General features: G+C 38.2%; 11 protein-coding genes and 6 pseudogenes. 4 read left to right on the plus strand and 13 right to left on the minus strand.

Going from position 1 to position 14822, the window contains the following annotated elements:
- Positions 1 to 1990: 1990 nt before the first annotated feature.
- The gene (gene coaD / locus BTN49_RS04575) at positions 1991 to 2485 is read left to right on the plus strand and encodes a pantetheine-phosphate adenylyltransferase (RefSeq protein ID WP_097356199.1); all 495 of its coding nucleotides are present in this window, start codon (positions 1991 to 1993) and stop codon (positions 2483 to 2485) included.
- Between the two features lie 62 nt (positions 2486 to 2547).
- Here coaD and mutM read toward each other — a convergent pair whose 3' ends face one another.
- The 4 genes and pseudogenes from mutM to BTN49_RS20410 form a co-directional block, all read right to left on the minus strand.
- Positions 2548 to 3360 (minus strand): bifunctional DNA-formamidopyrimidine glycosylase/DNA-(apurinic or apyrimidinic site) lyase, encoded by an 813-nt coding sequence (gene mutM / locus BTN49_RS04580; RefSeq protein WP_097356200.1) that lies wholly within the window; start codon positions 3358 to 3360, stop codon positions 2548 to 2550.
- Positions 3361 to 3371: 11 nt separating this feature from the next.
- Positions 3372 to 3872 (minus strand): hypothetical protein, encoded by a 501-nt coding sequence (locus BTN49_RS04585; RefSeq protein ID WP_097356201.1) that lies wholly within the window; start codon positions 3870 to 3872, stop codon positions 3372 to 3374.
- Between the two features lie 342 nt (positions 3873 to 4214).
- A pseudogene (locus BTN49_RS21970) lies at positions 4215 to 5478 on the minus strand (IS256 family transposase).
- A 439-nt stretch (positions 5479 to 5917) separates the two neighbouring features.
- A pseudogene (locus BTN49_RS20410) lies at positions 5918 to 6031 on the minus strand (IS982 family transposase); the annotation flags it as partial.
- A gap of 520 nt (positions 6032 to 6551) precedes the next feature.
- Between BTN49_RS20410 and BTN49_RS21975 the strand changes: the two are divergent.
- A pseudogene (locus BTN49_RS21975) lies at positions 6552 to 6689 on the plus strand (IS982 family transposase); the annotation flags it as partial.
- 199 nt (positions 6690 to 6888) lie between these two features.
- On the opposite strand, the gene rpmG reads toward BTN49_RS21975, so the two are convergent.
- From rpmG to BTN49_RS20420, 6 genes are all read right to left on the minus strand, one after another.
- Entirely contained in the window at positions 6889 to 7056 is a 168-nt protein-coding gene (rpmG, locus tag BTN49_RS04600; RefSeq protein ID WP_097356202.1) for a 50S ribosomal protein L33, read from the minus strand.
- A gap of 11 nt (positions 7057 to 7067) precedes the next feature.
- On the minus strand, positions 7068 to 7304 hold the full coding sequence (gene rpmB, locus BTN49_RS04605; protein ID WP_097356203.1) for a 50S ribosomal protein L28: 237 nt from the start codon (positions 7302 to 7304) through the stop codon (positions 7068 to 7070).
- Positions 7305 to 7769: 465 nt separating this feature from the next.
- Positions 7770 to 7928, minus strand: a complete 159-nt coding sequence (locus tag BTN49_RS20415; RefSeq protein WP_158523617.1) for an IS1 family transposase — start codon at positions 7926 to 7928, stop codon at positions 7770 to 7772.
- Between the two features lie 257 nt (positions 7929 to 8185).
- Entirely contained in the window at positions 8186 to 8341 is a 156-nt protein-coding gene (locus tag BTN49_RS13860) for a hypothetical protein (protein ID WP_158523618.1), read from the minus strand.
- Positions 8335 to 8511 carry a transposase gene (locus BTN49_RS04615; RefSeq protein WP_146679106.1) on the minus strand — a complete coding sequence of 59 codons (177 nt, stop codon included), beginning with the start codon at positions 8509 to 8511 and terminating at the stop codon, positions 8335 to 8337. Before BTN49_RS04615 ends, BTN49_RS13860 begins: the two co-directional genes overlap by 7 nt.
- 127 nt (positions 8512 to 8638) lie before the next feature.
- Entirely contained in the window at positions 8639 to 8785 is a 147-nt protein-coding gene (locus BTN49_RS20420) for an IS1-like element transposase (protein WP_394336642.1), read from the minus strand.
- Positions 8786 to 9106: 321 nt separating this feature from the next.
- Between BTN49_RS20420 and BTN49_RS21980 the strand changes: the two are divergent.
- A pseudogene (locus tag BTN49_RS21980) lies at positions 9107 to 9792 on the plus strand (transposase).
- Positions 9793 to 10661: 869 nt separating this feature from the next.
- On the plus strand, positions 10662 to 11303 hold the full coding sequence (gene pyrE, locus BTN49_RS04625; RefSeq protein WP_097356206.1) for an orotate phosphoribosyltransferase: 642 nt from the start codon (positions 10662 to 10664) through the stop codon (positions 11301 to 11303).
- A 181-nt stretch (positions 11304 to 11484) separates the two neighbouring features.
- Here pyrE and BTN49_RS04630 read toward each other — a convergent pair.
- The 3 genes and pseudogenes from BTN49_RS04630 to dut all read right to left on the minus strand — a co-directional run.
- Positions 11485 to 12358, minus strand: a pseudogene (locus BTN49_RS04630) (IS5 family transposase); the annotation flags it as partial.
- A 422-nt stretch (positions 12359 to 12780) separates the two neighbouring features.
- A pseudogene (locus BTN49_RS21985) lies at positions 12781 to 13638 on the minus strand (IS982 family transposase).
- Positions 13639 to 14360: 722 nt separating this feature from the next.
- Positions 14361 to 14816: a dUTP diphosphatase gene (gene dut / locus BTN49_RS04645; RefSeq protein WP_097356208.1), complete on the minus strand. Its 456-nt coding sequence runs from the start codon at positions 14814 to 14816 to the stop codon at positions 14361 to 14363.
- Between the last annotated feature and the right edge of the window lie 6 nt (positions 14817 to 14822).

Here is a 14822-nt window from a genome sequence, read left to right on the forward strand (position 1 = left end):
GAACAGGGAGTTAGAGATCAGTTGACTTCACGTTCTGTGACAGCTAACGTACCAAGATATTAGTATCACTCCTTAACTCACCATTGATGATGGCCATTTTAGTTTTTAAAATGCAGTGACAACGCATGAACCAATGACGCGTTATCAGCGCTGCTTGGCACAAAAAACTGGCAATGTATTAAACAAAATTCCAAAATCTGTTTAACCAAGAATAAAAGAATCGCTTTACGAAATCTAAATAGTGGAAATACAACAAGAGGCACAGAAAGCCTTCGGATAGTTCAAAATACGATATGGTGCCAAATCTCCTAAAGTAACGGAGTGCCTAACAAAAGACAAAGTGGAAATGCTGGCATTTTATGATTTCCCCGCCTAACACTGGCAATGACCTGCAAACTGATGTGAACCTCTGAGGTTAACTGGCATAGACTGCGAGGCTTTAAATTACTCACGGATATCATCAAAGGCGTGAAATTCAAAGAGAGCCTGCGTGAAATAAACGTCAATCATCAGGATACTGCTTTGGAGAGCTGTACACCAGATTATGACCATATCTCATTGTTTAGTTGCAGCAGATAAACGGAAAAGAAATAAGCTATATCATAAGTTAAGGCAGGGACACAAAAGATATCGAAAGGGTCGATGATCAATAGAGATCCTCATTCCTAGAATGTCGAAAACGATTTGATAATTAGAAAATTTATACATGTTTAAACAACATGCACTTGTGTTATCGTCATGACATTAGAACATAACAGCTCTTCTTATTTAATCAAAAAAGTGACATCGAAATCGGTAACTGATATCAACGCAGCGACAATTGATCTACTGATACGAGACAAAAGGCATGTCCATACGATTAGAGCAAATAATGCTCGCTAGTTTGCTCATCATGAAAAGATAGCAAAAGCTTTGGACGTTAAGAGCTACTTAACAAACCCTTAATCTTCATGGACACGTGGGGCAAATGAAAACACGAATGGACTTTTAAAACAGTATATAAAAAATGGAACAAACTTAAAATTATTATGGATGAAGATATTACCTTATTTCAATAAATGATCAATCATCGGCCTAGAAAATGTTTAAGGGTTAAGAATCCTGCCCTTATTTTTAAAGACAGGACATTAACCGATTGCTTGCAACCTTTAGCACTTCAAACTTGAATTCAGGTTCAATAAGTTGATTATGCTTAAAGGTACATACTCCATATACAATAGGATGTACCGATCTCTTTGTCGTGTGTATCAGTTAATTCTGAGAATCCCATCGTTTTCTGATTGAGTTGTTTCAGGCGAATGCGGAGGATCCATTTTCCCTCTCAATGCGTTGTGTATAGAGCTTACAACAATGTATTTATTCTCGGAAAGGGACATCGTATACATTAAAACTGGACGACTACTAAAATAAAATCTTGAATATGGAAAACTGATTGAAAAATAAATTGAATGTAACTCTTCCACGACAACCGAATGCGTAAGAAAGAATTTTCTTCAATCAAGAGATCCAATCATGCAAAAACTAGCGCTAGATCTTTTTGTTACAAAAGCAAGATCAGGATCATATCCTTCAAAACAGGCACAACTTCCGATACATAAATAAAGAATGTGGTAACACACCATAATGTAAGTTTTTTAAAAATCGAGAGGACTATTAGATACCAGCATTGTTCATATCAAATTTAATAATTTGCTCGTTTATTTCCGTCTTGGAGACCATGTATATATATCAAAACTGGAAGGTTTGACAACATGTCTAGCAAGGATAATTGCTGTATCCACCACGGCCAATACCCTTCTTTCTGAGCGTATTTTTGTGCTGTAAAACGACATTTAATGCCAACAGAGGCCACAGTTATCACTATGCAAAAATAGGTATTTTACACAAATAACAATCTATAAAATACATGACCTGCTTCTGTATCACGACCACTTAAACTAGCTTGTATTTTTTATCACATTGATAAATCAGAAAATTGCAGGAAATAACTGTGAACAAAAAAAAATTGACTCGTGTTATATATCCAGGTACATTTGATCCCGTCACCAATGGTCACATCGATTTAGTGGAACGTGCTGCGGTTATGTTTGATGAAGTGATTGTCGGTGTTGCCACAAGTCCAATCAAAAAACCACTTTTTGGACTTGAGGAGCGTGTTGCCTTGATAATCGAGGTAACTAAACATCTTGACAATGTCATAACAGTCAGTTTTTCTGGATTACTTGTCAACTTTTCCAAAAAATATCAAGCCAATATTTTAGTACGAGGAGTACGTGCCGTATCGGATTTTGAATATGAATTCCAAATGGCGAACGTGAACCGTAGACTAATGCCAGAACTTGAAAGTGTTTTCCTCACACCATCAGAAGGGAATTTCTGTATCTCTTCTACACTGGTGAAAGAGATTGCAATGCATGGAGGTGATACCAGTGACTTTGTCCCCCCTATCACGCGTCAGGCACTGCGTAGACGGTTGAAGAGATAAATGCCCATTCAATATACGCAGCCTCGGCCGTTCGTTGGCGATTTTAAAAACTTATACGTCTGTTATTTTTGACAATGTGAACAGAACACCGTATTGCGTTGACCAATTTTAATACTCTCAAGAGTATTATTACAAACTAGACAGGGCTTTCCTGTCCTGCCATAAACCTGCAACTCTTGGAAAAAGTAACCAAGCTTACCATTTGGCTGGGTATAATCTTTGAGCGTTGTCCCACCTTGCTGAATTGCGGTGGTAAGCACAACCTTAATACTCTCCACAACAATCTCTATCTCTTCACTCGTCAACTTCCTCGCCTGACGCTTGGGATGGATCTTTGACATAAATAAGCTCTCACTTGCATAAATGTTCCCCACGCCAACTACAATCGAGTTATTCATAATAAACTCCTTGATTGTAGTACATCTATTTCGACTTTTTACGAACAAGTATTCGCTCGTAAACGCATCCGTAAGCGGTTCAGGACCCAGATTTTCTAGTACCTGAAGACGTTTGCCTTGTTTTGCCTGCCACAACCATGCACCAAATCGTCGAGGATCGTTATAGCGAATCACTGTACCTGAGCTTAAGTGGAGATCTACATGGTCATGCCTACCGGGTACCGAACTTTCTGGAAGTATACGTAAACTTCCAGACATACCAAAGTGGATTAAAGCATAGCCAATGTTTGTTTCAAGAATGAGATATTTGGCACGTCGCTTTAAAGAACGAATAACTTGACCTTCAATATCGTATATTGAATCCGGTACTGGCCATCGCAATTTCGGCTGTCTGACTTCAAGTTTCGTGACAGTTTGCCCTTCTACATAAGGTTTTATCCCTATCCGACTTACTTCTATTTCAGGTAATTCAGGCATGATATACTATACTAGTTGGAAACAGGGAAAAGGTAGTGTGATTCAACCGAAACAGCAAACCAACGGTTTTCCCAGTTTTGAATAAGCCAAAACGTGGGTAACTCATAATAGTTCAAACGATACGACTCTCCTTCTTTACCTCTATACACTTTCAGAGTAGAAGGTGTCATTAAGCTAACTTTAAGCCTATCATATATTTCTGTCGAAATTTCAGTTCCCGTCAAACTAATCCATCGATTAGCTAACTGAGTGGCAGAAATATCCAGCGTAGAATCAGTTTTCCATACTTTACCTTTGGTAAGGGTAAAGGTAGGAAATTGAAGGGCAGTAATGGTGATATGCTCAGGCACTAACGCAATCACACCGCTAGGTAGAACTTGCTCAATTTCTTTCGGTGTCCCGTCTTGAATAAGACTACCCCTAATGTACACTGGTAAATACACTATCGATATGAAAATTAAAATACCAATAATCAAAAAATTATTAAACGTGATACGGGAGATTCTTCCCATGCTTTTATCCTGAGATCTAGAAAAGATTATACACCTAAATTCAGATAATAACTGCTATACTTATAGTTTAGCGTTGGAGAGAAATTTAACTGCCGAATATCCTACCTTCTTAGAGCAAAAGAAACAAGCAATGCTACCATGAATTATCAGCAATTAACCAAAGATCAAAAAAACCAGATTGCGTTCATGTTATGACTATAAGGTGTTCGATAATCAAGATGAGTACCTAAGTGGTTAATTTCCACCCAAACCTCTAAATCTATCCGTAATTATTGAAGATGTTTGATCTCTCACCTCCGTCAAGTAAAATGCATAACCTATCAGAGAGATAGCGAGCTATGGTCAAATCTGGTGTACAACTTCTAGAGTTGTATCCTGAAGATTAACGTTTCTTTCACGAATGCCATTTTTAAATTTATTGCCTTTGATGATATCCACGAATAATTTAAAGCCTCGCAGGCTACGCCAGTTAACCTCAGCGGTTCACATCAGGTTGCAGGTCATTGCCAGTGTTGTTTTTCGGTTTCCACAATTCTTGGTTTTGTTCGTTCTTAGCCTCACCGTTGCAACCATTTGATTTAATTTGGTTGGTTGTTCAGATATATTTCCAGTGTTAGGCGGGGAAATCATAAAATGCCAGAATTTCCACTTTGTCTTTTGTTAGGCACTCCGTTACTTTAGGATGTTTGGCACCATATCGTATTTTGAACTATCCGAAGGCTTTCTGTGCCTCTTGTTGTGTTTCCACTATTTAGATTTCGTAAAGCGATTCTTTTATTCGTGGTTGAACAGATTTTGGGATTTTGTTTAATACATTGCCAGTTTTGTGTACCCACTGTATTAATGACGCGTCATTGGCCAATGATTTGTCACTGCATTCCAAAAACCGAATTCACCATCACCAATAGCAAGTTAAGGAGTGATACTAATACCTTTAGTACGTTAGCTATCACAGAACTTGAAGCCAACTGCTCTTTAACTCCCTGTACCTATCGACAACGGCTAGCACTTCCTTGTTGCCGGCATCATTGACGCCGATGACAACAAGCAGGCAAAGCTTTTTATCCATCCGAACTTTGCAATAAATACCATCGGCCAAACTGTAGACATACCGTCATTTACTTAGGTACTGCTTACGCCACTGGTCGTATTTTGCTTCCCACTTCTGCTTGAATTGAGAAATACTTTTTGCTGACAACCCCTTGACTTGCTTACCTAAGAGTTATTCCAGTGCTGGCTGCATATCTCCCGTGGAGATCACCCGCCGATAGAGCCAAGAGATAAGCTTTTTTATGTTTTTGATTTACTTGAGGTAGGGCAAAACCAGTTTGTTGTTGAACTTGATCCCGCTCCCTGTTCTATCTCGAACCTTTGGGACTTTGATGGTAATCTCACCGAACCCAGTTTCTAGGTGCCGCTCAGGCAAATGGCCATTTCGAACCACTCCCTGCTTTCTGTTAGCTTGGAGTGATGTACAAGTATCAAGCAATGATTGAACCTTGGCTTCTATAGCTTTACCCAACAACTGCTGTGGGTCTTGTTTCATCAGTTCATTAAGCGGGTTTTCTACTTTATGAAACTCGGTAACGTTATGATTATTATCCATGTAGTGTATTCCTTGATGATTGTTGGTTTATCAACATCAATCAACAGGTTATACCGTATTATTCCCTACCCATACACCAAAAATTACTGTAACTCTAATTTTTTACGGCTTCAAATTATACCTTATTAACCTCAGATCTGCATAAGCGCTTATTTTTCATACCGAGTAATTTTAAGGCTAGGCTTTTTTAGTGGGAAACTTATAAGCAATGAGTCCAGTAATAAGGGTGACCATAAAACTTACCCCACTTCAGTGCCGAGATTGCTTAATTTGGAATATGTTTTTAATCGGATAAAGACTATCTCAATGATAAATTATTTTCTTAACATAAGACGATCTCAAAGCTTCCTCACCTTTTCTTTCATGTTTTTCCGTTTTTTCGTGAAGAGACAACCCATTTCTCGGCGAGTGTTTTTTAAGGAAGTCAGATATATACTACTTATCTCCAAAGATTATCCGTCATATCAGGCACCAGTTTTCTGTCATAAACATTGATTGTTCTTACCTTTACCGAAATGATACCGCATCGCTCGTTGATGGTAAGGTGAAGTTTAAAGCCATAAAATCATCCCATCTTCCCTTTACCTCATTTAACCATTTCCTCAGACCAGCAATGCCATGGAATACGTAAATTGTGACAGGCCTTTCATAACCTACCCATTCTCAGACATCAGGTTTTTAAAGGTACCTCGAAGTGAGGAAAAGGTAAACAGATCCAAATTTATCAGTATGCTGGAAGGTGTACATATATCTTGAAGCACAAACAGGGACTCTGGATTTTTCTTTATCATGAGGCGTACCGTTGACTAATGATGAAGCTGAGCGGTGTATTCCTATCAGCGTCATCATGCGGAAAATCTGCTTTGGTACCAGCTATTACTGAGAAAAACGGTTCCGTTCACGTATTCTATCCGAGGTCGAAACCTGTAAGAAACGTGGGCTATCTGCATTGGATGTCATTAGCAATGTAGTGTCATCGGTGATCTGCAAGCAATCCTATCCAAACGATGTTTAATCTCATAAACATCGAGTCAAGCCACCTCTGCTAAACGCTCACCTAAAAACATATTTAAATCAAGCCTTCTCGGCACCGTAGTTGTATCAGCTTTATGGTCCACTTGCTGGCAGGACTCATCACGTATTCATTTCAACCAAAAAAGGTGAGCATCAAGATGACTCGGTTTGATAAGCAAACGCTTATGCAGATCTGAGGTTAACTAAAATAAAATTAAGGAGAGATAAGAGAGTGGAAACAAATCAAGTACTACATTCTATCAATACTAAAAAAATATCTAATTTTGCGCGATTCATATTTCAACATCAGCAGCTACACCGTTCAAACTAACACCTGCACCTAAAGAGGTGTTTAGGGTTTAAACTGGGGCAAGTTTTTATTAAGTTAAACATTTGTTACTTAATTTTCGCTTCTTTGTACATAACATGTTGACGAGCAACAGGATCGTATTTCTTGATTTCGAATTTACCAGGCATGTTGCGTTTACTTTTATCAGTTGTGTAGAAGTGCCCCGTACCAGCTGATGATACTAAACGGATCTTTTCACGAACATTTTTAGCCATTTTTAAACCTCTTAAACGTTTTCACCACGGGCACGTATCTCTGTAAGGACAGAATCAATGCCTTTTTTATCGATGATACGCATACCTTTAGGAGTTAGGCGCAGTTTAACAAAACGTTTTTCACCCTCTACCCAGAAACGATGAGTTTGAAGGTTAGGCAGAAAACGTCTCTTGGTAGCGTTATTCGCGTGTGATCGTCTGTTACCGACCACAGGGCGCTTACCAGTTACTTGGCATACTCTTGACATACTTATCCCTCCTTAAATCATTCTAACCTGTTGCTTACTTTTCGCTAACCCCGCGATTTCAAGCTCAGCCGATATACCTAAGATTAACCAAAAGTGGTATATTGTATAAATTAAATTTATAGTTTTCAACTATAAAAAAGATCTTTTTGATAGATTTTTAGCAATTCAGGGGCCTTGGTTTCCAAAATATCTGAACTAATCGTAATTCCTACGATCAGATCAGCATGGAGTTAAGCAGGAGCCTCATGATGGAAAAAGGAAAAGGAAAGGCCAAGCACAATATCAGCAACTAGAAATAATATAATCAACCTGAGTTGCGCATAAGTGATGACCTAGAGGCTCAAATCTCGACCTGATCGTTTGAATCAAATCCTCTGTCGTATAAGGACTTTGGCAAGGTAATTCAGATAACTTTTTACTGATATCGACGATTCATTATCATGAATTCAATAAGTTGATTATACTTTAAAGGGAATACTCGCGGTCAAAAAATATACCGATAACTTCGTCGTATATTTTGATTGATTTTGAGTATCTAATCATTCTTAGATTAAGCAGATACAAACGTGGATGGAGGGTCGAATCTTCCCGCTTAATACGTTGAGTATTAGAGCTTGCTAACAATGTGTTTATTCTCGGGAAGAAATAGCGTACACCTTGAAAAGGAGTTGTTGATTAAATCAGTCTTATCATGTACTGATCCCAATCTTTTTTACAGTCTTAATTTATCTGCATTATCTTCAGGTGAACAAGCATATCGAGTCTTATAACTTTGTTCATCGCTTTCATATTTGCCAGCGCTTCACCAACTTGAGCATTGTAATCACAAAGAGTGAGTTTAGGGCTTAAAAACTATTTATGGTGAAACATTGCTGTCTCTGCTAATGGACATTTATGATAAACCCTGTCCTTTTCCACTCCCCAAATTTATCATCTTTCAACGCCTTTACAGCTTCATTTCTAGGATGGCCTGCCTCCCAATACCCATCATTACTTCGAGGTTGAATACTAGGCGTTATTCCTTTGTTCTTCAGCACGTGGTGACAGCTCTTCGATTCGGCAAACAGTACTGAACTTCTACGGCTGTCAAACGCTTACTAATACAAGTGTATGTAAGGGATTCCAGCGGAACATTCATTAGCGTAAAAACCAAATTTAGAAAGCCTTCTAATCCACGAAGAGGGTGCTTAAAAGTACCTTCCACCATCAGTACCGTTTCAACCAAAGCTCCTAAGCATATAATATCCAGATAATTATTTTGTTACAGACAAAAAACCATTGCTCATCTATATTTTAAATAAGCACTACTTCCTGTACATCAAAAAAGAATGTGGTTACACAGCGGGGTGTAAAGTTTCTAAAACTCGGATAATTGCATTAATGCGAATGTATAGCACTCGATATGAATCACGGATGCCCGTATTTTTCATAGGAAATTTAATAATTTTCTCTTTTATCTCAATCTGATAAGTTGTGCATATATATTAACGATGAAATGTTCGATAACATAACTGGCAAGGATAGCGGTGATATCCCCTACGGCCGACTCCCTGCTTTTTAACCGTTCTTGTGTACGGGTAAAAACTATATTGAATGTCAACGATAATTATAATGATCACCATATAAAATATGCCTTATACACGAAGATCATCCTATTAAATTCATGACCGATTATTCCTATCAGAATTTCCCTTAAGATGTATACTCTTAATTAACCTGATCTGCGCATGAGAAATGAACTAAATGCCCAAGTCGTGATCTGATCATTTGAAATAAACTATTGATTGCACAAGGACTTGGGTATGAATAACTTAGACGCTGTTTTCGTTAATGTGGACGACTTCTGCCAGACTTTCCTTCCTGCATGGGGAAAAAGACCTAATTTCTTCTGGTATCAAACAAAGAAACAAACTTTCTCTCCTCTCAGTTAGCGATAGTGATCACTTTCCATCAATAGGGGTATCGAGACTTAAAAATCTATTACATCCACCTTGTGTGTCGCTACCTCACCAACGAATTTCCTGAATTAGTTAATTACACGAGGATGCTCAAACTCATGCCTGGTGTTTTGGTTTTGATTTGCTCTTACCTCACTCATCTTCAGGCAAAGCCGACAGGAATTGCCTTCGTTGATTCGTCCAAGCTACAGATTTGTCACAATCTACGTATTCTCAGAAATCAGGTTTTTAAAGGTACCTAGAAGCGAGAAAAAAACTATGGGCTGGTTTTACGGAGATAAAGGTTATATCGCTGATCCATTGTAGCGGGAACTTGCAAACAAGGGAGTGACACTGATAACGGGTATGAAAAAGAATATGAAACCCAAAGTGATGAAACTTTGAGATCTCCTGATATTCCGGAAACAATTTATTATTGAAACCGTTTTTGACCAACTAAAAACATATCTAAAATCGAGTACTTTAGGCACCGTAGTTGTATCATATTTGTGGCTAACTGGCTGTCGGGGCTTATCACGTATTCATTTTAACCAAAGAAGCCAAGCATCAAGATGACTAGGTTTGATAAACAAGCGCTTATGCAGATCTGAGGTTACGTTAGGGTAAATAAGTACAGAAGTTCTCTACTTTTTTAGTATTCTGTATACAGAAAAGCGATGGAACCTTAATTATCTTTTTAGATATCAGAGATTGGAGTTTAATGTGTAAAAACGGTTGCAATTTGGTATATTTATCCTTTGGATAACTGCTGATGATTCTTGGTAGTACTGTTCATTTCTTTGGCGAGAAGAGCGTAGTATTTTTGGTAGTTGGCTTCCTCTTTTATATTAGACTATAAGTGTCGCAGTCAGGTTATGTATTAAATAAGGTGAATGGTTCGTCAGTATTACTTGTGACCCACTTGTTTACGACTACAGATATCATCTGTCCTAATAGGATTAGTAATCCTGAAGAAATTTATTTTTAGATGGCAACTAACTTATTGAACACACGCCCTAGAATGCTATGCGAAAGTAGATGCTCAATTGTCTTTTGTTCGTAATGAAAAAGAACTAGCCCGTTACTAATATACTTACGAACCACGCTTATAAAAAGCATATCTGGATCTAAGATGGATTTTTAGTGTACAGGTGGTTCCAGTTTTCTCAAAAAATTTTTTGAGAAATAACTAAAGGAGAGGGAAACTTTTAATTCTTAAACGGGCTTAAAACGATTTAATTGGAGAGTGAACGAATATTTGAAATCGATGGAAATATGTGACAAGTTTATCGCTACTTGCATAAAAAGTAAGTATTCCTTTGAAAGTAACCTATTGAACAAATGATTAATTCGAGAGAGAAAGGATGCCTAAATACGTGGTGTGATTAGCAATCAACCGATTGAGAACGACAGGAGAATAATGAAAGCCTATCAGCGTCAATTTATTGAATTTGCATTGGAAAAACAGGTTCTGAAGTTCGGGGAGTTCACCCTGAAGTCTGGTCGCAAAAGCCCATACTTTTTTAATGCGGGTTTGTTTAATACGGGGCGGGAATTATCACGTTTAGGGCATTTCTATGCTGAAGCGTTGATAAATTCAAAAATTGATTATGATTTGCTGTTTGGTCCAGCATATAAGGGAATCCCCATTGTGACTACTACCGCAGTGGTGTTAGCAGAGTACTACGATGTAGATAAACCATATTGTTTTAATCGTAAAGAAACCAAAGACCATGGTGAAGGTGGCAGTTTGGTGGGGAGTGCACTTAAAGGTCGTGTTATGCTGGTTGATGACGTGATTACTGTGGGCACAGCGATCCGTGAGGCGATGGCAATCATCCAAGCAAATGGTGCCGATTTGGTTGGTGTGTTGGTCGCAATTGATCGCCAAGAAAATACAAAGGGTGCATTATCGGCAATTCAAGAACTGGAACATGACTTTGGATGCAAGGTGATATCGATTGTGAGCCTTAGTGATTTGGTGGTCTACCTTCAAGAAATAGGCGGTAACCCTGAGCAGTTGGAGGCAATAAAGGTGTATCGTACAGCGTACGGTATATAAAATTGTCTAAACTTAGACGATGATTATAAAAATGACAGTGTTGAATGTATGCTTATACCAAAATAACTTGAAGATGCAGGTCTCAGCTAATTTTGCTGATCTCCTTATCAAGGTATCATTTTAAGAGGCGTTGTTGATTAAATCAGGCCTATAACGCACTGATCCCAATATTTTTACAGTCTTAATTTGTCTGTTGGCGAATAGGCAGACCTTGTCTTAGAACTTTGTTCATTGCTTTCACATTTACCAGCGCTTCACCGACTTAGGCATTGTAATAACGAAAAGTGGGTTTAGGGCTGAGCAATTGTTTAGAGAAAAACATTGCTGTTTCTGCTAATGAGCGTTTATGATAACTCCTGTCTTTTTCCATTCCGCCAATTTATCTTCTTCTAACGCCTTTACAGCTTCATTTCTAGCATGCCCTTCCTCCTAGTACCCAGAATTACTTCGAAGTGGAATACTGGGCATTATTCCTTTGTTCTTTAGTACGTGGCGACATGCTCTTGTGTCATAAGATCCATCAGCACCAACTTGCTGTATCTTTCGTCATAATAGGTTAAGAAATATAGGTAAAACCTCAGTGTCACCCACAGAAGCCAGGTTAACTTCTGCAGCAATAACCTTATAAATAGATATATCAACGGCAAGATGAAGTTTACGCCAGATACACCCCGTCTCCTTACCGTATTTACGCGTTTTCCATTGATATTTGTCGTATACGTTTAGGTCTGTGGCATAAATAACGAAGTGGAAGACAGCTCCTTGATTCGGCAAACGGTACTTAACTTTTACGGTCTTCGAACGCATTACTAAGGTAGGTGTATGTAGAGGGATTTATCAGTGTAAAAACCGAATTGAGAAAGCTTTTTAATCTATGAAGTGGGCGTTTGAAAATACCTTTCACCATCAGTACCTTTTTAATTGAGGTATCCGAGAATATAAACTCATGGTCACGAGAACCGTGATATTGTAAACAAGGCCATTCGTTTAATAGAAGCAACGTCTATCTAACAAATAACTGATCCACGGTTTACTCATGCTTGATTATATTGTTTTCAGTTGCTGATCTTGTGCTTGATCGTTCTCATCATCACCTCCTCTAAACTCCATGATGATCTAATCGTAGAAATTGCGATTAATTTAGATATTTAGGAAACAACACTGCGTTAGTTTGGCAGGTAATAGTAAAGCATTGGTATCCACCCTTACAGGTACTCCTATTTTTAATATGGCTTATTTATATGAAATAAAAAGGAATTTTCATAAAAGCCTACTTATTGAATACAAAACCGTCATGAGACGTATCCGGGCGAGGATCCTTAACCAAATACTAAAAGTAGCTAAAGGTATAAGACGAAGTCGGATAGTGATATCTTTTTCTTCATTGAAGATACAGTTAATTCAGGTTATGAGAGATTTTTCTATAAACTCAATTAAACCTTCAACCATGTGTTCCTTACTTAAGAAATAGTTAACCTCAGATCTGCATAAGCGCTTGCTTATCAAACTTGGTCATCTTTATGCTCGGCTTCTTTGGTTGAAATAAATACGCTATAAGCCCCGCCAGCAAGTTAACCATAAAGCTGATACAACGGCGGTGTCGGAACTGCTTGATTTGTAATATATTTTTTAGTTGGTCAAAAACGGTTTCAATAATAAATCGTTTCCGGAGCATCAGGCAGTTCCAAAGTTTTATCACTTTAGGTTTCATATTTTTTTCATACCCGTTATCAGTGTCACTCCCTTGTTTGCACGTTCCCGCTACAATGGATCAGCGATATAGCCTTTATCTCCGTATAAACACCCTAAAGCTCGTCAACCATTTCCAATACAGGCTTTCTATCATCCACGTGATCCGTCATCAATTTGACTGAGATAATGCCACCTTGGTCATTAATAATAGGGTGTAATTTAAACCCGTAGAACAACCACATCGTTCCTTTTCCTCGCTTCTCGATATCTTTAAAAACCTGATGTTTGAGAATGCGTAGGTTGTGACAAACCTGTAACTTGAACGAATCCACGAAGGCAATCCCTATCGGTGAGTGAGGTAAGAGCACAGCAGAACTAGAAGTTTTTGCATGAACGTGAGCATCCTCGTGTAGCTAACTAATTCAGGAAATTCGTTGGAGAGGTAACAACAAACAAAGTGGATGTAATAGGTTTTGAAGTTTCGACACTCCGATTGATGAAAAGTTATCACTTCGCTAACTGAGAGGTAAGAAGACTTATTTCTTTGTTTGATACCGGAGAAAATTAGGTGCTTTTTCCATGTAGGGAGGAAAGTCTGGCAGATGTCGTCGACATCGACGACAACAGCGTCTAAGTTATTCATACACAAGTCCTTGTGCAATCAATAGTTTATTTCAAACGATCGGATCGCGACTTAGGCATTTAGTTCATTTCTTATGCGCAGCTCAGGTTAGTTATATATTTAATAAATTAAATGGTGCATTAGTATAACTTGCCGCCTAGTTGTCTACTATTGCAGATATCATGTGTCTTAACAGGATTTGTAACTATAAAAGAATTTATTTCTTAGATAGAAATCAACTTATTGGACATACGACCTAGAAGATTTCGATACAGTGCAGCTTTAAAAACTCTTACTTGTGCTGCAAGTTTTACGGTGTTAATGTTTTGGTTGCCCTGTGTAGATTTTAATATTCGAACCAGTGCCTAGCGAATTGCCTCGCGTCGGTTATATTTTTTCCTGTTATGTACAGATAGTTGTTTTTTTGATCACCAACCAAAATATATTAACGATCCGCACCGTCTATTTTAATAAAAATTAACCAATCGTCAATCTTTGCTAACTAAAAATATCAAGCCATGAGTATGGCTGTAAGAAAAACACACTCTCAGGTGGCATCCTTATGGAGTATTATCACGTTAATGCCGTTATTGTAGATCATGTATTCAATAAGTTGAATTATTCGTTTAGTATGACGTGTAACCCTGTTGTCTATTACTGCAAATATCATGTTTCCTGACAGGATGTATAACTATTAAACAATTCATTCTTTAGACGGCAATTAACTTATTAAATGCAGGATCTTATTTTGTGCCTGAGTGCCCAAAACCACGAACACCACGTTCTGTGGTGTAAAAGTCCTCTACAATATTAAATTCAACTTGAATCACGGGAACAAAAACCATCTGAGCAATACGCTCGCCTGGTTCAATAACAAAGATGTCTTTGCCTCGGTTCCAGCAAGAAACCATTAATTGACCTTGATAGTCTGAATCAATTAGACCGACTAAGTTACCTAGAACAACACCATGTTTATGACCAAGGCCTGATCGAGGAAGAATGATAGCAGTTATTGAAGGGTCTTCAATATAGATTGCCAAACCCGTTGGAATTAATTGTGTTTCCCCTGGATTTAGCGTCTTGGTTTCATTCAAGCACGCGCAGAGATCGAGACCTGCAGATCCTTCGGTAGCATAGGCAGGTATAGGAAATTTGTTTCCGATCTGTGGGTTGATGACTTTTAGGTTGATTATTTTCATGGCGGG

The sequence above is a fragment of the Candidatus Enterovibrio escicola genome (assembly GCF_002464935.1).
GTDB classification, from domain to species: Bacteria; Pseudomonadota; Gammaproteobacteria; order Enterobacterales; family Vibrionaceae; genus Enterovibrio; species Enterovibrio escicola.